Origin of the sequence: Streptomyces corallincola (assembly GCF_019104725.1) — a bacterium.
GTDB classification, from domain to species: Bacteria; Actinomycetota; Actinomycetes; order Streptomycetales; family Streptomycetaceae; genus Streptomyces; species Streptomyces corallincola.
Window position 1 is genome coordinate 1 of the sequence record NZ_JAHRXF010000043.1, and the last position, 17,883, is coordinate 17,883.

The 17,883-nt window shown below is 72.5% G+C and carries 14 protein-coding genes; 10 read left to right on the top strand and 4 right to left on the bottom strand.

The window, feature by feature from the left end; all coding sequences use genetic code 11:
- Positions 1-659 precede the first annotated feature (659 nt).
- The 3 genes from KUM39_RS22480 to KUM39_RS22490 all read left to right on the top strand — a co-directional run bounded on the left by KUM39_RS22480 (position 660) and on the right by KUM39_RS22490 (position 4,844).
- Positions 660-1,604 (top strand): SCO0930 family lipoprotein, encoded by a 945-nt coding sequence (locus KUM39_RS22480; RefSeq protein WP_217787566.1) that lies wholly within the window; start codon positions 660-662, stop codon positions 1,602-1,604.
- Between the two features lie 292 nt (positions 1,605-1,896).
- A complete protein-coding gene (locus tag KUM39_RS22485; RefSeq protein WP_217787567.1) occupies positions 1,897-2,709 on the top strand; it encodes an SAM-dependent methyltransferase in 813 nt (270 codons plus the stop codon).
- Positions 2,706-4,844: a putative bifunctional diguanylate cyclase/phosphodiesterase gene (locus KUM39_RS22490; RefSeq protein ID WP_217787568.1), complete on the top strand. Its 2,139-nt coding sequence runs from the start codon at positions 2,706-2,708 to the stop codon at positions 4,842-4,844. Before KUM39_RS22485 ends, KUM39_RS22490 begins: the two co-directional genes overlap by 4 nt.
- 463 nt (positions 4,845-5,307) lie before the next feature.
- On the opposite strand, the gene KUM39_RS22495 is transcribed toward KUM39_RS22490, so the two are convergent.
- Positions 5,308-6,204 carry a LysR family transcriptional regulator gene (locus KUM39_RS22495; protein ID WP_217787569.1) on the bottom strand — a complete coding sequence of 299 codons (897 nt, stop codon included), beginning with the start codon at positions 6,202-6,204 and terminating at the stop codon, positions 5,308-5,310.
- A 94-nt stretch (positions 6,205-6,298) separates the two neighbouring features.
- On the opposite strand from KUM39_RS22495, the gene KUM39_RS22500 reads away from it, so the two are divergent.
- The 5 genes from KUM39_RS22500 (at position 6,299) to KUM39_RS22520 (ending at position 11,568) form a co-directional block, all read left to right on the top strand.
- The gene (locus tag KUM39_RS22500) at positions 6,299-7,003 is read left to right on the top strand and encodes a succinate dehydrogenase (protein ID WP_217787570.1); all 705 of its coding nucleotides are present in this window, start codon (positions 6,299-6,301) and stop codon (positions 7,001-7,003) included.
- A gap of 2 nt (positions 7,004-7,005) precedes the next feature.
- Complete coding sequence (locus KUM39_RS22505; protein ID WP_217787571.1) at positions 7,006-8,955, top strand: fumarate reductase/succinate dehydrogenase flavoprotein subunit; 1,950 nt, start codon at positions 7,006-7,008, stop codon at positions 8,953-8,955.
- On the top strand, positions 8,952-9,701 hold the full coding sequence (locus KUM39_RS22510; RefSeq protein WP_217787572.1) for a succinate dehydrogenase/fumarate reductase iron-sulfur subunit: 750 nt from the start codon (positions 8,952-8,954) through the stop codon (positions 9,699-9,701). Before KUM39_RS22505 ends, KUM39_RS22510 begins: the two co-directional genes overlap by 4 nt.
- A 239-nt stretch (positions 9,702-9,940) precedes the next feature.
- Positions 9,941-10,711, top strand: coding sequence for a GNAT family N-acetyltransferase (locus KUM39_RS22515; protein WP_217787573.1), 771 nt, complete (start codon positions 9,941-9,943; stop codon positions 10,709-10,711).
- Positions 10,711-11,568: a lysophospholipid acyltransferase family protein gene (locus tag KUM39_RS22520; RefSeq protein ID WP_217787574.1), complete on the top strand. Its 858-nt coding sequence runs from the start codon at positions 10,711-10,713 to the stop codon at positions 11,566-11,568. The genes KUM39_RS22515 and KUM39_RS22520 overlap by 1 nt, the downstream gene beginning before the upstream one ends.
- Here KUM39_RS22520 and KUM39_RS22525 read toward each other — a convergent pair.
- Together KUM39_RS22525 and KUM39_RS22530 are read right to left on the bottom strand one after the other, a co-directional pair.
- Entirely contained in the window at positions 11,510-13,870 is a 2,361-nt protein-coding gene (locus tag KUM39_RS22525; protein WP_217787575.1) for an ATP-binding cassette domain-containing protein, read from the bottom strand. The two genes, KUM39_RS22520 and KUM39_RS22525, sit on opposite strands and share 59 nt — an antisense overlap.
- Before the next feature lie 88 nt (positions 13,871-13,958).
- Positions 13,959-14,156, bottom strand: a complete 198-nt coding sequence (locus tag KUM39_RS22530; protein ID WP_217787576.1) for an antitoxin — start codon at positions 14,154-14,156, stop codon at positions 13,959-13,961.
- A gap of 225 nt (positions 14,157-14,381) precedes the next feature.
- On the opposite strand from KUM39_RS22530, the gene KUM39_RS22535 reads away from it, so the two are divergent.
- Together KUM39_RS22535 and KUM39_RS22540 are read left to right on the top strand one after the other, a co-directional pair.
- Entirely contained in the window at positions 14,382-16,862 is a 2,481-nt protein-coding gene (locus KUM39_RS22535) for an ATP-dependent Clp protease ATP-binding subunit (RefSeq protein WP_217787577.1), read from the top strand.
- A gap of 232 nt (positions 16,863-17,094) precedes the next feature.
- Positions 17,095-17,580, top strand: a complete 486-nt coding sequence (locus KUM39_RS22540) for a phosphatase domain-containing protein (RefSeq protein ID WP_217787578.1) — start codon at positions 17,095-17,097, stop codon at positions 17,578-17,580.
- Between the two features lie 13 nt (positions 17,581-17,593).
- Here KUM39_RS22540 and KUM39_RS22545 read toward each other — a convergent pair whose 3' ends face one another.
- Positions 17,594-17,818 carry a dodecin gene (locus KUM39_RS22545; RefSeq protein WP_217787579.1) on the bottom strand — a complete coding sequence of 75 codons (225 nt, stop codon included), beginning with the start codon at positions 17,816-17,818 and terminating at the stop codon, positions 17,594-17,596.
- Positions 17,819-17,883 lie beyond the last annotated feature (65 nt).

Genomic DNA, 17,883 nt, shown 5'->3' on the forward strand with positions numbered 1-17,883 from the left:
GAGGAGGCGGAGGTGGTGGGGTGGGCCGGGGAGTCGGCGTAGGCGTCGGTGTCGGCTTCGGCGGCGGGGGAGTCGGTGTCGGTGTCGGCGTGGGCGTCGGGGTGGGGGTCGGTGGACACGGTGGCGGGGTCGGCCGGGGGCACGGCGGCCAGTGGTGGCCGCCTCCCGCGACGGCCACCGCGACCGTGCCGTCCGGGCCCGTCGAGGCGTAGGCGCAGGCGTCGGCGGACGCCGTACCGACCGGGCAGCCCACCAGGGTCCAGGTCAGTGTCAGGAGGGTCAACACCCTTGTGGCGGGAGCGCGACGGGTGGGTTCGGGTCCATGCACGCGAAGATCATGAGGCTCGCCGGGCGGACGCGCGCCGGAGTGCGCGGGGATTGGTCCGAAGGAGGGACAAAGAACGCTCGTTGGTTTGACGTGCCGTCACCACTCGGGTGGCGGGCGCGTACGCGCGTACGAGGTGGTGCGCCCCGGCGCCCGGCGCCCCGCCGTGCCCTCCCCGGCGCCCGCTCCTCCACCGGCTCCGCGCGCCCCCGGGGAAACTCCCGGAAAGAATTTCCCGGCGCGTTGAACATCCCGCCCCCCGGCCCCCGTACTGATGCCTGTGCGACGGCGCGGCAGGCGCTGCGACATCCAGGCGAATGAGGGGAGTTGGGCCATGAAGACCTCCTGGCGTACCGCCTCGCTGGTGGCCACGGCCGCGGCGGTGCTGACACTGACGACGGCGTGCGGTCAGGACAAGGCGGCGTCCCCGTCCTCGCAGGCGCAGAACGTGGGCGCCACCGCCGCGGCGGGCGACTACGGCGTGCCGGGCAGCGGCAACGGGTACGGCGCCGACGGAGACAAGGCGTCCGCGCCCCCGGCGTCCGCCCCCGCGGGCAAGCTCACCGCGTCCGTGGACGCCAAGCTGGGCCAGGTCGTCACCGACGGCAACGGCATGACGCTGTACCGGTTCGACAACGACACGGCCAGCCCGCCCAAGTCCAACTGCGACGGCGACTGCGCCACCGCCTGGCCGCCCGTCCCCGCAGGTGACGCGCTGGCCGGTGCGGGCATCGACAAGTCGCTGCTCGGCGAGGTCACCCGGTCCGACGGCAGCAAGCAGCTCACCATCGGCGACTGGCCCGCGTACCGCTACGCCAAGGACACCGCCCCCGGCGAGGTCAACGGGCAGGGCGTCAACGGGAAGTGGTTCGCGCTCGCCCCCAACGGCAAGAAGGCGTCGGCCGAGAAGCCGCCCGGGCTGTCGGTCCGCAAGGACCCCAAGCTCGGGGACGTCGTCGTGGACCGCAACGGCATGACCGTGTACCGGTTCATGAAGGACCAGGCGTGGCCCAAGTCCGTCTCCAACTGCCTCGGCGCGTGCTTGGCCAAGTGGCCGGCCGTCGCGCCGGTCGCCGCCGCCGACACCAAGGGCGTGCAGAAGAAGGGCCTGATGGGCTTCACCCGCTCCGACGGGGTGAAGCAGATGACGGTCAACTGCTGGCCGGTCTACACCTTCACCGGTGACAAGGCGCCCGGTGACACCAACGGTCAGGGCGTGGGCGGCACGTGGTACGCCGTCGCGCCCGACGGCAAGCCGGTCGGCGCGCCGGGCAAGTAAGAGATCACCTCCCCAGGGTCGATCCACCCGCCCTCGGCGCGTCACCGCGAGTCCGCCCCCTCCGCACCGCACGGAGGGGGCGGACGTCTTCGTGTGCCCGGAACCGCCCTGTTCGACCTCGCACGGGCACGGAAGGGGCCGTCACGGAACGGGTCCGCACGAGCACATGCCGCAGGCAGTGACCGGGAACGGATGGTCAATTTCCGGTTCTGGTCGCTCCGTTGGCGGACGATCAGTAGCCTCTGCTCGAACACCGGATCGCCTACGCCACCGTCCACCCTTGGAGAGATACATGGAGCGTCCCGCCTGGGCCCCCAGGAACATCGACATCTCGGTGCCGAGCGTCTCCCGTATCTACGACTACTACCTGGGCGGTTCGCACAACTTCGAGGTGGACCGGGAAGCGGCCCGCAAGGCGATGGAGTTCCTGCCGGGCCTGCCGAAGATCATGCAGGCCAACCGCGCCTTCCTGCGCCGCGCGGTGCGGTTCGCCGCAGCCGAGGGCATCACCCAGTTCCTCGACATCGGCTCCGGCATCCCCACGTACGGCAACGTGCACGAGATCGCGCGGGCCGCGGTGGACGGCGCCCGTGTGCTGTACGTCGATCACGACCCGGTCGCCGTCGCGCACAGCGAGGCCGTCCTCGCCGGGAACGACGGCGCCGACGTGCTCGCCGCCGATCTGCGCAAGCCGCACGAGATCCTGTCCAGCCCGCAACTCGCCCGGCTCATCGACCTGAAGCGTCCGGTGGCACTGCTCCTCGTTGCCATACTGCACTTCGTGGAAGACACCGACGACCCCCGCGCCGCCGTGGCCGAGCTGCGTGACGCGCTCGCCCCCGGCAGCATGCTGGTGCTCACCCATGCCTCCTACGAGGGCATCCCGCTGCCCGAGGAACAGGCGGGCGGTGCGGTCGGGGTGTACCGGGACATCCGCAATCCGCTGGTCATGCGCTCCCGCGAGGAGATCGCCCGGTTCTTCGAGGGGTTCGAGCTGGTGGACCCCGGCCTGGTCCTCATGCCGCACTGGCGGCCCGACTCCGCACCCGAGGAGGAGGACCCGTACGCGTTCTCCGGGTTCGCCGGAGTGGGGCGTACCGCGTGAGCGCGCTGCCGGACGGACCGGAGGACAGACTGCGGCGGCTGACCACGATCTGGAGCCGGGCGGTGTACCCGGTCACCTCCACGTCGCTGACCCGCGTCGAGTTCGAGGACCTGCTGCGTCCGCTCGCCGACCGTCTCAGCGAGCTGCTGCGCGCCCGCAGCTTCGACGCCGAGGGGGCCCGAGCCGTCGGCGCCGCGCTCGTCACCGCGCACTGCACCGACCCCGAGGCACTGTCCCGGTCCCTGGACTGCGTGGACGCCTACCTCGTGCTGTACTGCGGCGGAGACGGCCCGCAGGACGAACTCCGCATGCGCTCCTCGCGGTTGCAGCACGCGATGGCCGCCGGTTACGCACATGCGCTGCGGGCCCGCACGCTCGCCGAGCAGGAGTCCGTCGCGCAGGCCGCGCTGCGCGCCCAGGGCGTGGTCGCCCAGGCCCTGCACGCCAGCGAGGCCCGCTTCCGCGCGGTGTTCGAGGGCGCGGCCATAGGCATCGGCATCGCGGACCTGGACGGCAACATCCTCCAGGTCAACGAGGCGCTGACGCGCATGTTCGGCCTCACCGAGCAGGCGCTGCGCGGGCGCCGGGTCCTGGACTGGACGCACCCCGAGGACGCCCCGCAGACCTGGCGGCTCTACGAGGAACTCGTCTCCGGCGACCGCGAGCACTACCACGTGGAGAAGGCGTTCAACCGCCCCGACGGCACCGCCCTGTGGACCAACCTCACGGTGTCGCTGCTCCGGGACCCCGACGGGGTGCCGCAGTACCAGCTGGCGATGGTGGAGGACACCACCGAGCGGCGCCTGCTCAACCTCCGGCTGCGCTACGAGGCCACCCACGACGCGCTGACCGGGCTGCCCAACCGCACGCTGTTCTTCGAGCGCCTGGAGAAGGCGCTCGCGGCGGGGGAGGGCCAGCGCTTCGGGCTGTGCTACCTCGATCTGGACGGCTTCAAGACCATCAACGACAGCCTCGGGCACGCGGCCGGGGACCGGCTGCTGGTGGAGGTCGCGGACCGGCTCCAGTCCTGCGCGACCGCGCCCGGCGAGATGGTCGCCCGGCTCGGCGGTGACGAGTTCGTCGCCCTGACCACCGGCCCCGGCACCCAGCGCGAGGTGGACGAGCTGGCCGAGCGCATCATGCACGCGCTCACCGGCCCCATCAGCATCGACGGCCGCGACCTGATGGTGCGCGGCAGCCTCGGCATCGTCGAGGGTCCCGCCGGGGAACGCACCGCCGCCGAGGTGCTGCGCAGCGCCGACATCACGATGTACCGCGCCAAGTCGGCGGGCGGCAACCGCGCCGAGACCGCCGACGCCGAGTCCGACGCCCGCGCGATCACCCGGCACGCCCTGACCACCGCGCTGCCCGCCGCCCTGGAACGCGGCGAGTTCTTCATCGAGTACCAGCCCCTGGTGCACCTCGGCGACGGCAGCGTGCGCGGCGCGGAGGCGCTGGTTCGCTGGCTGCACCCGCAGCACGGGGTGCTCGGTCCGGACCGCTTCATCCCGCTCGCCGAGGACACCGGCCTCATCGTGCCGCTGGGCCGCTGGGTGCTGGAGGAGTCGATCCGCCAGGCCCGCGTGTGGGGCGAGCGGTACGGCGCCGACGACACACCGCTGCGCATCAACGTCAACCTCTCCCCGTGCCAGCTCGGCCATCCCCAACTGGTCCAGGACACCGTGGAGATCCTGGAGCGCACCGGTGTCGCCCCGGACGCGCTCTGCCTCGAAGTCACCGAGTCCGCGCTGATCGGCGCCGACGACGATCTCCTCAAACCCCTGCGCCGCCTCGCCGAGATGGGCGTGGACATCGCCCTCGACGACTTCGGCACCGGTTACTCCAATCTCGCCAACCTCCGCCGCCTCCCGGTCAACGTCCTCAAACTCGACCGCTCCTTCACCCAGGGCATGCAACAGTTCCCCGCCGACCCCGTGGACCTCAAGATCGTCGAAGGCATCGTGTCGCTGGCCCACAGCCTCGACCTGGCCGTCACCGTCGAAGGCGTGGAAACCGGCGCCCAGGCCGAACAACTCCGCATCCTCGGCTGCGACACAGCCCAAGGCTGGTACTACGCCCGCCCCGGCCCCCCGGAAAACCTCCACAGACTCGCCCTGGTGGACACAACAGGCTGACAAGCCCGAGCGTCCCCCTCGGGGGCGTGGGCGGGGACGTGCCTTTCAGGGACGCGGGGAACGTCGCGTCTTCGGGATGGCGGGAGAACGGCGCGTCTTTTTTTGGGGGTGCGCGGAAGCGGGGGCGGAACTTTCGAGGCGCGGGAGCGGGGCGCGTCTTTGGGGGCGCGGGAGGGGGACGCGCCTTTCGGGGGCGGCGGGAAGAGGCGCGCCTTTGGGGGCGCGGGGAACTGCGCGTCTTTTAGGGGCGCGGGGAACTGCGCGAGAAGGGCATCCAAGTCCGGCTTCTCGACAAGGGGCACCCGGAACTCCCTGAAGGGGCGCGGGGAACTGCGCGAGTGGAACACCCCAGTCCAGCAATCCAGCAAGGGGCACCCGGAACTCCTTGAAGGGGCGCGGGGAACGGCGCGACCAGCCTCCACAACCCGCACCCCGCAACGGAGTTGAAGAGGCCCCCCAACCGCTACCGCTCCAGCAGCATCCGCTGCAACTCCCGAGCAGCCCGCGGCGGCGCAACATCACTGCGATGAGCCAACGCGATGGTCCGCCCCAACCCCGGCCGAGCCAAGGACGTCACCCGCAACCCCCGCCCCGCCCGCCCGGCCACCATCCGAGGAACGACAGCCACCCCCAACCCGGCCCGCACAAACCCCAGCACCGCGTCCATCTCACCCCCCTCCACCGCGAACTCCGGCTCGAACCCCGCGGAGCGGCACGCCGCCACGGTCAGCTCCCGCAGGTCGTACCCGTGCCGGAACATCACGAGCCGCTCCCCCTCCAGATCCCCGATCTCCACGACCCGCCCCCCGGACCCCCCGTCCCGCCCCGGCGCGGGCGCCTCCGGCGAGGACACCACGACGAGATCCTCCCGCAGCAGCTCGACGGTGGTCAGCGCGGGCGCGGGCGTCGGCAGCGGCAGTACGACCAGCGCGAGATCGAGCGCCCCGCGCGCGAGGAGTCGTACGAGATCGCGGGAGCCGCCCTCCTCGACCAGCAGCCGGATGCCCGGATACCGGTCGTGGAAGGCGCGCAGCACGTCCGGCAGCAGCCCGGTGCACAGACTGGGGGTGGCGCCGAGGCGTACCCGCCCGGCCCGCAGCTGCACCAGTTCCTGCACCTCCTGCCGCGCCGTGTCCGTGTCCGCGAGGATGCGCCGGGCCAGCGGCAGCAGCGCCTCACCCGCGTCGGTGAGGGTGATGTTGCCCCGGGCCCGCTGGAAGAGGTCCGCGCCCAGCTCCCGCTCCAGCGCCCTGATCTGCTGCGACAGCGACGGCTGCGCCACGTGCACCTGCTCGGCGGCGCGGGTGAAGTGCCGGGTCTCGGCGACGGCCACGAAGTACTGGAGCTGCTGGAACTGCATACGCCCAGGATAAGCCCGTACATAGGCAGTGCCTATCGAAACGAGCCGCACCATGTCTTGGACCGATCGCGCCGGGCCGCCCTAGCGTGACGGCATGGCTCTGGCAACGAGGACGGACCGACGGCCGTCGAGGGCGCGCACCCTGTGGGACAGCTCCGTCGGCAAGAAGACCGTCATGGCGGTCAGCGGCCTGATCATGCTGCTCTACCTCGTGGTGCACATGATCGGGAACCTGAAGATCTACTTCGGCGCGGGCGAGTTCAACCACTACGCGCACTGGCTGCGCACCGTGGGCGAACCCTTCATGCACTACGAGTGGACACTCTGGCTGGTCCGGATCGTCCTGGTCGTCGCCGTCGTCGCGCACGCCACCTCCGCGTACCAGCTCAGCCGCCGGGACCTGAGGGCGCGTCCGGTGAAGTACGCCCACCGCAGGGGCCGTTCGAGCTACGCCACCCGCACCATGCGCTGGGGCGGCGTGATCCTCGGGCTGTTCATCGTCTGGCACCTCCTGGACCTGACCACCGGCACCGTGCACCCCGGCTTCCAGGAGGGCCACCCGTACCAGAACGTGGTCGGCACCTTCTCCACCTGGTACGGCGACCTGATCTACATCGTCGCCATGCTCGCCCTCGGCCTGCATGTGCGGCACGGCTTCTGGAGCGCCGCGCAGACCCTCGGCGCCGGGAGCCGCACCCGTGACCGCGCCCTGAAGGCGACCGCGAACATCCTCGCGCTGCTGCTCACGGCCGGTTTCATCGCCGTACCCGTGGGCGTCATGACCGGAGTGGTGAGCTGAACGTGAACCCGTACCCGAACTACACCACCGGCGCGCCCGCCCGCGACACCAGGGCGCCCGCCGGGCCGATCGCCGAGCGCTGGGACACCCGCCGCTTCGAGGCGAAGCTCGTCAACCCCGCCAACCGGCGCAAGCACACCGTCATCGTGGTCGGCACCGGCCTCGCGGGCGGCTCGGCCGGGGCCACCCTCGCCGAACAGGGCTACCACGTCGTCCAGTTCTGCTACCAGGACTCCCCGCGCCGCGCCCACTCCATCGCCGCGCAGGGCGGCATCAACGCGGCGAAGAACTACCGCAACGACGGCGACTCCGTACACCGGCTGTTCTACGACACCGTCAAGGGCGGCGACTTCCGAGCCCGCGAGTCCAATGTGCACCGGCTGGCGCAGATCTCGGTGGAGATCATCGACCAGTGCGTCGCGCAGGGCGTGCCGTTCGCCCGCGAGTACGGCGGCCTGCTCGACACCCGCTCCTTCGGCGGCGTCCAGGTCTCCCGCACCTTCTACGCGCGCGGCCAGACCGGTCAGCAACTCCTGCTCGGCGCCTATCAGGCGCTGTCCCGGCAGATCGCCGCGGGCAACGTCGAGATGCATCCCCGTACCGAGATGCTGGACCTGATCGTCATCGACGGCCGGGCACGCGGCATCGTCGCCCGCGACCTGATCACCGGCCGGGTGAGCACGTACTTCGCGGACGCGGTGGTCCTCGCCAGCGGCGGTTACGGGAACGTCTTCTACCTGTCCACCAACGCGATGAACTCCAACGCGACCGCCGTGTGGCGGGCGCACCGGCGCGGCGCGCACTTCGCCAACCCCTGCTTCACACAGATCCATCCGACGTGCATCCCGCGCACCGGCGACCACCAGTCCAAGCTGACCCTGATGAGCGAGTCGCTGCGCAACGACGGCCGGATCTGGGTGCCGAGGGCGAAGGGCGACACCCGGCCCGCGCACGAGATCCCCGAGGACGAGCGCGACTACTACCTGGAGCGGATCTACCCCTCGTTCGGCAACCTCGTCCCCCGTGACATCGCCTCCCGCGCCGCGAAGAACGTCTGCGACGAGGGACGCGGTGTCGGCCCCGGCGGACAGGGCGTCTACCTCGACTTCGCGGACGCCATCGGGCGGTTGGGCCGCGGTGCGGTCGAGGCGAAGTACGGCAACCTCTTCGACATGTACCAGCGGATCACCGACGAGGACCCCTACCGGGTCCCGATGCGGATCTACCCGGCGGTGCACTACACGATGGGCGGACTCTGGGTCGATTACGACCTCCAGACCACCGTGCCCGGCCTGTTCGCCGTCGGGGAGGCCAACTTCTCCGACCACGGCGCCAACCGGCTCGGCGCCTCCGCGCTGATGCAGGGCCTCGCGGACGGCTACTTCGTACTGCCCGCCACCATCAACGACTACCTCGCCCGCAACCCGCACCAGGAGGCCGTCACCGACCGGCACCCCGCCGTCGCCGAGGTGCTGGCCGAGACCGAGGACCGGCTGAACCTGCTGCTGGCCGTGGACGGCGACCGCACCCCCGACTCCTTCCACCGCGAACTCGGCGCCCTCATGTGGGAGTTCTGCGGCATGGCCCGCACCGAAAGCGGACTGCGCGAGGCACTGGAACGCATCCCACGCATCCGCGACGAGTTCTGGCGCCGTATCAAGGTCCCCGGCACCGGAGAGGAGTTCAACCAGTCGCTGGAGAAGGCCAACCGGGTCGTGGACTACCTCGAACTCGCGGAACTCATGTGCCTGGACGCCCTGCACCGCGCCGAGTCCTGCGGCGGCCACTTCCGTGAGGAGTCCCAGACCCCGGACGGGGAGGCCGCCCGCCGCGACGAGGAGTTCGGCTACGCCGCCGCCTGGGAGTTCACCGGCACCGGCACCCCGCCCGTCCTGCACAAGGAAGACCTCGTCTTCGAGTACGTCCACCCCACCCAGCGGAGCTACGCATGAGGCTCACCCTGCGCGTCTGGCGGCAGCGCGCCGCCGACACCGACGGCGCCCTGTCCACCTACGAGGTGGACGACATCTCGCCCGACATGTCCTTCCTGGAGATGCTCGACGTCCTCAACGAACGGCTCATCCTGGAGGGCGAGGACCCCGTCGCCTTCGACCACGACTGCCGCGAGGGCATCTGCGGCGCCTGCTCCCTCGTCATCAACGGCGAGGCGCACGGCCCCGAACGCACCACCACCTGCCAGCTGCACATGCGGTCCTTCCGCGACGGCGACACCATCGACGTCGAACCCTGGCGGGCCGCCGCCTTCCCCGTCGTCAAGGACCTCGTCGTGGACCGGTCCGCGTTCGACCGGATCATCCAGGCGGGCGGCTACGTCAGCGTGCCCACCGGCGCCGCGCCCGAGGCCCACGCCACCCCGGTGCCCAAGGCCGACGCCGACTTCGCCTTCGAGCACGCCGAGTGCATCGGCTGCGGCGCCTGCGTCGCCGCCTGCCCCAACGGCGCGGCCATGCTGTTCACCTCCGCCAAGGTCAACCACCTGGCCGTGCTCCCGCAGGGCGCGCCCGAGCGGGAGACCCGCGTGCTGGACATGGTCGCCCAGATGGACGCCGAGGGCTTCGGCGGCTGCACCCTCGCCGGTGAGTGCGCCACCGCCTGCCCCAAGGGCATCCCGCTGGTCTCCATCACCGGCATGAACAAGGAATGGCTCCGCGCCACCCGCAGGGCGGGCAAGCGGTAGTCCTCCGCAGGACGTTCGCCAGGGGCGGACGGGCGGGGCCGGGAGGTGCTCCCCGGCCCCGTCTCGCTTCCCCGGCCCGGCCGCGCCCCCGCCGAGTGAGCCGTTCAGCAAGGCTGCACCCGCGCACCCCGCTCCGGTCACGCGGCGGTCAGCCTGCCTCGGAAGAACAGGGGTGGCGGACCGCACGCACGCGGTCCGCGCCCGCTCCGCCGAACCGGCCCGCGACCAGGAGTGCAGCCATGACCGGCGTACCCACGCTCGACCGCCCCGCGCGGTCCGCCGCCCCCGCCCGCTACACCGTCTCCCTCGCCCGCGACGAGGAGGACGTACGAGCCGCCCAGCGGCTGCGCCACGCCGTCTTCGCCGGGGAGCTGGGCGCCCTGCTGGACAGCCCCGAGCCGGGACTCGACATCGACCCGTTCGACGCGTACTGCGACCACCTCCTGGTCCGCGACACCTTCGACGGCACGGTGGTCGGCACCTACCGGCTGCTCCCGCCCGAGCGGGCCGCCCTCGCCGGACGGCTCTACGCGGAGAGCGAGTTCGACCTCTCCCGGCTCGACGCCCTCCGCCCCGGCATGGTCGAGGTCGGCCGCTCCTGCGTCCACCCCGACCACCGCGACGGCGCCGTCATCGGCCTCGTCTGGGCCGGGATCGCCCGCTACATGGTGGACCGGGGCCACGAGTGGCTCGCCGGATGCTGCTCCCTGCCCCTCGCCGACGGCGGCACCCTCGCCGGAGCCACCTGGGCCCGGGTGCGCGAACGGCACCTCGCGCCCGAGGAGTTCCGGGTCAGCCCGCTGCGGCCCTGGACACCCGAGGCCGCCGTGCCCGCCGGGAACAACGAACTGCCCGCCCTGCTGCGCGGCTACCTCCGGCTCGGCGCCCAGGTGTGCGGCGCACCCGCCCACGACCCGGACTTCGGCGTCGCCGACCTGTACGTCCTGCTGTCGATGCGCCGGGTCAACCAGCGCTACCTGCGCCACTTCCTCTCCCTCGTGCCCGCCTGATGAGCGCCTGGCTGCCGACCGCGCCCTGCACCCCGCTCGCCTGCGTGGCCCCGGCACCCCGCGCGGTGCCGCTGCCGCGCGCCGTCCTGCGGGTCGCGGCGGCCACCGCCCTGCTGCTGGCCGGGATCGCGCTGATCCCGCTCGGCCCCCGGCTCCCCGCCGACTGGGTCCGCCGCTGGTGCCGGGCCGTCGTCCGGGCCATCGGGGTCCGGGTCCGGATCACCGGTGACCTCCCGCCGGACGGCGGGGTGCTGCTGGTCGCCAACCACGTCTCCTGGCTGGACATTCCGCTGCTCGCCGCCGTACGGCCCGCCCGGATGCTCGCCAAGAGCGAGATCCGCGGCTGGCCGCTGGCCGGACCGGTCGTCGCGCGCGGCGGGGTCCTCTTCATCGAACGCGACCGGCTGCGCGCCCTGCCCGCCACCGTCGCCCGCGTCGCGGACGCGCTGCGCGCGGGCGCCGCCGTGGCCGCCTTCCCCGAGGGCAGCTCCTGGTGCGGCCGGGCGCAGGGCCGCTTCCATCGCGCCGTCTTCCAGGCCGCGCTGGACGCGGGCGTCCCCGTCCAGCCCGTACGGCTGGCCTACCGGCGCACCGGCGCCGGACCGAGCACGGCCCCCGCGTACGTCGGCGAGGACACCCTGCTCGCCTCGGTGTGGCGGGTCGCCCGCACCCCCGGACTGGTCGCCGAGGCCGAGATCCGCCCGCTGATCCCGCCCGGCGCCCACCCCGACCGGCGCACCCTCGCCCGCGCCGCCCGGCCCCCGTCCCCCGGGCCCGGCTGGACCCACGCGGCCCTGCTCAGCCCGCTGCCGCCCGGCAGGCCCGGTCCAGCGCCCGCGCCAGATACGGTGCCGTAGCGCTCCCCGCGGACCGGGCGACGTCCTCCGGCGGGCCCGCCGCCACCACCCGGCCGCCCGCCGCACCGCCGCCCGGACCCAGGTCGATCACCCAGTCCGCGCCCGCCACCACCGCCATGTCGTGCTCCACGACGACGACCGTGTGCCCGGCGTCCACCAGGCCGTGCAGCCGGGTGACCAGGAGCTCCACGTCCGCCGGGTGCAGACCCGTGGTGGGTTCGTCCAGGAGGTACAGCGTGGGGGAGCGGCGGCCCCGCTGGAGTTCGCTCGCGAGTTTGATGCGCTGTGCCTCGCCGCCGGACAGCTCGGTGGCGGGCTGGCCCAGCCGCAGGTAGCCGAGACCCACGTCGAGCAGCGCGCGCAGGCTGCGGGCGGCGGCCGGGACGTCCGCGAAGAACCCGGCGGCCTCCTCCACCGTCAGGTCCAGCACCTCCGCGACGTTCCGCCCCCGGTACGCCACCCGCAGCGTCTCCGGGTCGTAGCGGGCACCCGCGCAGTCCGGGCACGGGCTGTACGTCGTCGGCAGGAACAGCAGTTCCACGCTGACGAACCCCTCGCCCTGGCACGTCTCGCACCGCCCTCCCGCCACGTTGAACGAGAACCGGCCCACTCCGTAACCGAGTTCACGCGCCCCCTCGGTCGCCGCGAACACCTTGCGCACCACGTCGAACAGCCCCGTGTAGGTCGCCAGGTTGGAGCGCGGGGTGCGCCCGATGGGCCGCTGGTCCACCCGCACCAGCCGCTCCACGCCCGCCGTCCCCTCGGTCAACTCCCCGACCAGGGTGGACTTTCCGGACCCGGACACCCCGGTGACCGCCGTGAACGCGCCGAGCGGGATCTCGGCCGTCACCGCGCGCAGGTTGTGCCGGGTCACCGGCCCGACCGTCAACCACCCACGAGGGGTACGGAGTTCATGCCGGTCGGCGGGCTTCCGCGCCGCCTCGAAGAGATACCGCGCGGTGGCCGACTCCGCCACTGACGCCAGCCCGTCCGGCGGGCCGCTGTACAGCACCCGCCCGCCGTGCCCGCCCGCGCCGGGGCCCACGTCCACCAGCCAGTCGGCGCCCCGCACCACGGCCATGTCGTGCTCCACCACGAACAGGGAGTTCCCGGCCCGCTTCAGCCGCTCCAGCACCCCGAGCAGCGCCTCGGTGTCCGCCGGGTGCAGCCCGGCCGACGGCTCGTCCAGCACGTACACCACGCCGAACAGTCCGGACCGCAACTGGGCCGCCAGGCGCAGCCGTTGGAGTTCGCCCGCCGACAGGGTCGGTGCGGGCCGGTCCATGCTCAGATAGCCGAGGCCCAGTTCGACGACCGGCGCGATCCGCGCCCGCAGGTCCGCGAGCAGCACCCGTGCCGTCTCCGAACCGCCGTCCGGGAGCGCGGCCAGCTCGGCGAGCGGCAGCGCGGCCAGCTCCGCGACGGTCCGCCCGTCGTACGTCACGGCCAGCGACTCGGGCCGCAGCCGCCCGCCCCGGCACGACGGGCAGGGCGCGCTGGTCAGAAAGCGCTCCGCCTTCGCGCGCAGGGTGGCCGACCGGGTGTCGGAGAACGTCTTGCGCACATACCGGTCGGCGCTCATGTACGTCCCCTGGTAGGGGCGTTGGATGCGGTCCGCGTCCCGTACCGGATGCACGGTGACCACCGGCCGCTCGTCGGTGAACAGAATCCACTGCCGCTGCTCCGGCGGGAGTTCGCGCCAGGGCCGGTCCACGTCGTAGCCGAGCACGTCCAGGATGTCCCGGAGGTTCTTGCCCTGCCAGGCGCCCGGCCACGCGGCGATCGCGCCCTCGCGGACCGACAGCGAGGGGTCCGGGACCAGCGACTCCTCGGTGGTGCGGTGCACCAGGCCCAGGCCCTGGCACCCGGGGCAGGCACCCGCCGTGGTGTTCGGGGAGAACGCGTCGGAGTCCAGCCGCCCGGCCCCCGGCGGGTAGACGCCCGCGCGGGAGAACAGCATGCGCAGCGCGTTCGACAGGCTGGTGACCGTCCCCACCGAGGAGCGGGCGGTCGGCGCGGAACGCCGCTGCTGGAGCGAGACGGCCGGGGGCAGCCCCGTGATCTCCCCGACCTCCGGCGCGCCGACCTGATGGATCAGCCGCCGCGCGTACGGCGCCACCGACTCGAAGTAACGGCGCTGCGCCTCCGCGTACACCGTCCCGAACGCCAGCGACGACTTGCCCGAGCCGGACACCCCCGTGAACACCGCGAGCACATCACGCGGAACGTCCACGTCCACGTCCCGCAGATTGTGCTCACGGGCCCCGCGGACGCGGACGTACGGATCGTGCGGCTGGGACATGGCGGAACTCCGTGCGGGCCGGTGAGCGGGGGAAATACCCCGCAAGTATGGACGCCGGTCCGCACGGAGTCGGGAGCCGCTCGCCGTCCTACGAGTGCGGCGGGTTGTTGGGGTCCTGCGGCCTGGTGCCGAACTGGTCCCTCATCCTGTCCTGCGCGGTGTCCACCTGCGACGTGTACTTGTCGCCGGTGCGCTGGTCGATGTAGTCCCCGCCCTTGTCGATGCCCTTGTCGGCCATGTCCTCATGACCCTTGAGCATGCCCTTGATCTTGTCCATGAAGGACATGGCAGCCCTCCTCAGTCGGTTGAGGTGTGCCCTCCCAGGTTCACCGCTGCCGCCCGTATCCGCATCTCGGACGGAGCACGTCCGGAACCGCTCCCTCCGCTGCGTACGCGGGTGGATTGTGACAGTTTGGACGGACAGGGCGCCGAGTCGGACATGGACGCCTGCCCGCCTGCCCGGACGCCTGCCCGACCCCAGAACGGCACGCTCCAGAAAGGCGACGCTCCCATGACCTCACCCGGATTCGGTTTCGGACGCAGCCCGTTCGAGGAGTTCGACGAGCTGATGTCCCGGTTCTTCGGCGCGGGAGGCCAGACCGCCCCCGCCCGTCGCGCCCAGCGCGTGGACATCGGCAGCCTGCTCTCCGAACGCGCCCGCGACCTCGTGGCCGCCGCCCGCGACATCGCCGCCGAAGAGGGCGCCGACGACGTGGACGCCCGCCACCTGCTCGCCGCCGCCACCCGCGACGAGTCCACCCGCCGCATGCTCACCGACGCGGGCGCCGACCCCGACCGGATACGAGCAGCCCTCGGCGGCCACCCCACCGGCGAACGCACCGAACCCGGCACGCTCACCCCCTCCGCCAAGCGCGCCCTGCTCGACGCCTACCGGCTCTCCCGCGCCGAGGACAGCTCCTACATCGGCCCCGGCCATCTGCTGCGCGCCCTCTCCGCCAACCCGGAGTCCACCGCCGGACAGGCCCTGGAGGACAGCGGCTGGGAGCCCGGCCGACTGGCCGCCGACAGCGGCACCGGCGAACGGAAGAGGCCCAGCACCACCCCGACCGTGGACGAGTACGGCCGCGACCTCACCGAGGACGCCCGCGACGGCCGCCTCGACCCGGTGATCGGCCGGGACGACGAGGTCGAGCAGACCATCGAGGTGCTCTCCCGGCGCAGCAAGAACAACCCCGTGCTCATCGGTGACCCCGGCGTCGGCAAGACCGCCGTGGTCGAGGGCATCGCCCAGCGCATCGTCGCCGGTGACGTCCCGCAGACCCTGGCGGGCAAACGGCTGGTCTCCCTGGACCTAGCCGGGATGGTCGCCGGGACCAAGTACCGGGGCGAGTTCGAGGAGCGGCTGAAGAAGCTGCTGGCGGAGGTGCGCGAACACGCCGACGAACTCGTCCTGTTCCTGGACGAGTTGCACACGGTCGTCGGCGCCGGGGGCGGCGGCGAGGGCGCGCTGGACGCCGGGAACATGCTCAAGCCCGCCCTCGCGCGCGGCGAACTCCACCTCATCGGCGCGACCACCATCGACGAGTACCGCAGGCACATCGAGAAGGACACCGCCCTGGAACGCCGCTTCGCACCGATCCTCGTGGGCGAGCCCAGTGTGGACGACACCATCGAGATCCTGCGCGGCCTGCGCGACCGGTACGAGGCCCACCACCAGGTCCGCATCACCGACGAGGCCGTCGTCGCCGCCGCCGAACTCTCCGACCGCTACATCACCTCCCGCTTCCTGCCCGACAAGGCCATCGACCTGATGGACCAGGCCGCCGCCCGGGTCCGGCTGCGGGCCAGGGCCCCGCTTCCGGACACCCGCGACATCGAGGACCGGCTCGCCGCCCTGAACCGGGAGAAGGACCAGGCGGTCGCCGACGAGGAGTACGAGCGGGCCAGGGAACTCCGCGACCGGATCAGGGAGACCCGCGCCGAGATGGCCGGTACCGCCGAGAAGACCGACGAGCACGCCCCCGAGGTCACCGCCGAGGACATCGCCCAGGTCGTCTCCCGCACCACCGGCATCCCCGTCGCCCAGCTCACCGAGGAGGAACGCGACCGGCTGCTGAAACTGGAGGACCACCTGCACGAACGGGTCGTCGGCCAGGACCGGGCCATCACCGCCGTCGCCCGCGCCGTCCGCCGCGCCCGCGCCGGTATGAGCGACCCCGACCGGCCCGTCGGCAGCTTCCTCTTCCTCGGCCCCACCGGCGTCGGCAAGACCGAACTCGCCCGCGCGCTCGCCGCCGCCCTCTTCGGCGACGAGGACCGCATGATCCGCCTGGACATGAGCGAGTTCCAGGAACGGCACACCGTCTCCCGCCTCGTCGGGGCACCCCCCGGCTACGTCGGCCACGAGGAGGCGGGCCAGCTCACCGAGGCCGTCCGCCGCCAGCCGTACGCCGTACTCCTGCTGGACGAGGTGGAGAAGGCCCACCCGGACGTCTTCAACACGCTGCTCCAACTCCTGGACGACGGCCGCCTCACCGACTCCCAGGGCCGCACGGTGGACTTCAAGAACACCGTCGTCATCATGACGTCCAACATCGGCGCCGACCGCATCCTGGCCGCCGGTACCGAGGACCACGCCAGGATGCGCGACACGGTCATGCCGGTCCTCCAGCAGCACTTCCGGCCGGAGTTCCTGAACCGCATCGACGAGATCATCGTCTTCCGGGGCCTGGACCACACCCAGCTCCGGCAGATCGTGGACCTGATGCTGGAGGACACCCGGCGCCGCCTGCTCGCCCAGGACGTCTCCATGAACGTCACCGACGCGGCGGCCGAACTCATCGGAGAACTCGGCCACCAGCCCGAGTTCGGAGCCCGGCCGTTGCGCCGCACCATCCAGCGCGAGGTGGACGACCGCCTCGCCGACCTGCTGCTCTCCGGCGAACTCCAGCCGGGCGACCGGGCGGTCATCGACGCGGCGGACGGCACGGTCGTCGTCCACGTCGAGAAACTGACCCCGGTGGACGGCTGATCAGCCCGCTCACCGGCGGCCGTCCCGTGCGCGCAGCGCGGGACGGCCGCCGGGTACGACTCCGGCAGCCGCCGCACCGGGGGAGTGCCCCGGCGGGTGCGCGAGCGGTCGGGCAGCGGCCCGCAGGCCCTGGCCCCGGCCCCCACCCCACGGCGGGCACCCGCTCGCCCCCGGACGGACACCGGTGGCGTATGGCGGGCGTGGTCGTCCGGGGCGCCTCTAGAGTGGCCCGGTGACCGACCTCCGCCCCCTCGCCGTCTTCGATCTGGACAACACGCTCGCCGACACCGCGCACCGGCAGCGCTTCCTCACCAGGAAACCGCGGGACTGGAACGGTTTCTTCCGGGCCGCCGCCGAAGATCCGCCGCTCGCCGAGGGCGTCGCGCTGGCGGGTGAGCTGGCCGGGGAGTGCGAGATCGTCTACCTGTCCGGGCGGCCCGAGCGGTGCCGCCGGGACAGCCAGAAGTGGCTGGCCGCGCACGGACTGCCGGACGGGCGGCTGTACCTGCGCCGCGAGGCCGACCGCAGGCCCGCCCGGACCACCAAGCTGGAGGTCCTGCGGCGGCTGGCCCGCGACCGGGAGATCCGCGTCCTCGTGGACGACGACGACCTCGTGTGCGACGACGCCGAACGCGCCGGGTTCACCGTGCTGCGCGCCCGCTGGGCCGCCCGGTCGGCGGACCTGCGGGACGCCCAGGAGCGTACGGGGCGGACCTGAGCGGAGACCCGGTTCAGCTCTCGGCGCCCTCGTCGTCGATGCGGAAGCCGACCTTCAGACCCACCTGGTAGTGCTCGATCTGCCCGTTCTCGATCTGCCCGCGCACCTGCGTCACCTCGAACCAGTCCAGGTTGCGCAGGGTCTGCCCGGCGCGGGTGACACCGTTGCGGATGGCCTGGTCGATGCCCTCGTGCGAGGTGCCGACGATCTCGGTGACCCGGTAGGTGTGATTCGACATGCGGCTACTCCTCTTCGGCGGGGCTCGTGCGAGCCACGGTCTCTCACGTCCCTGGTGACCTTTTT

Excerpts from the sequence above, each read along its gene's own strand:
- KUM39_RS22515 (WP_217787573.1), top strand. The coding sequence starts at position 9,941 with ATGACCGGCGTACCCACGCTCGACCGCCCCGCGCGGTCCGCCGCCCCC.
- KUM39_RS22545 (WP_217787579.1), bottom strand. The coding sequence starts at position 17,818 with ATGTCGAATCACACCTACCGGGTCACCGAGATCGTCGGCACCTCGCAC.
- KUM39_RS22530 (WP_217787576.1), bottom strand. The coding sequence starts at position 14,156 with ATGTCCTTCATGGACAAGATCAAGGGCATGCTCAAGGGTCATGAGGAC.
- KUM39_RS22520 (WP_217787574.1), top strand. The coding sequence starts at position 10,711 with ATGAGCGCCTGGCTGCCGACCGCGCCCTGCACCCCGCTCGCCTGCGTG.
- KUM39_RS22500 (WP_217787570.1), top strand. The coding sequence starts at position 6,299 with ATGGCTCTGGCAACGAGGACGGACCGACGGCCGTCGAGGGCGCGCACC.
- KUM39_RS22495 (WP_217787569.1), bottom strand. The coding sequence starts at position 6,204 with ATGCAGTTCCAGCAGCTCCAGTACTTCGTGGCCGTCGCCGAGACCCGG.
- KUM39_RS22525 (WP_217787575.1), bottom strand. The coding sequence starts at position 13,870 with ATGTCCCAGCCGCACGATCCGTACGTCCGCGTCCGCGGGGCCCGTGAG.
- KUM39_RS22485 (WP_217787567.1), top strand. The coding sequence starts at position 1,897 with ATGGAGCGTCCCGCCTGGGCCCCCAGGAACATCGACATCTCGGTGCCG.
- KUM39_RS22535 (WP_217787577.1), top strand. The coding sequence starts at position 14,382 with ATGACCTCACCCGGATTCGGTTTCGGACGCAGCCCGTTCGAGGAGTTC.
- KUM39_RS22510 (WP_217787572.1), top strand. The coding sequence starts at position 8,952 with ATGAGGCTCACCCTGCGCGTCTGGCGGCAGCGCGCCGCCGACACCGAC.
- KUM39_RS22480 (WP_217787566.1), top strand. The coding sequence starts at position 660 with ATGAAGACCTCCTGGCGTACCGCCTCGCTGGTGGCCACGGCCGCGGCG.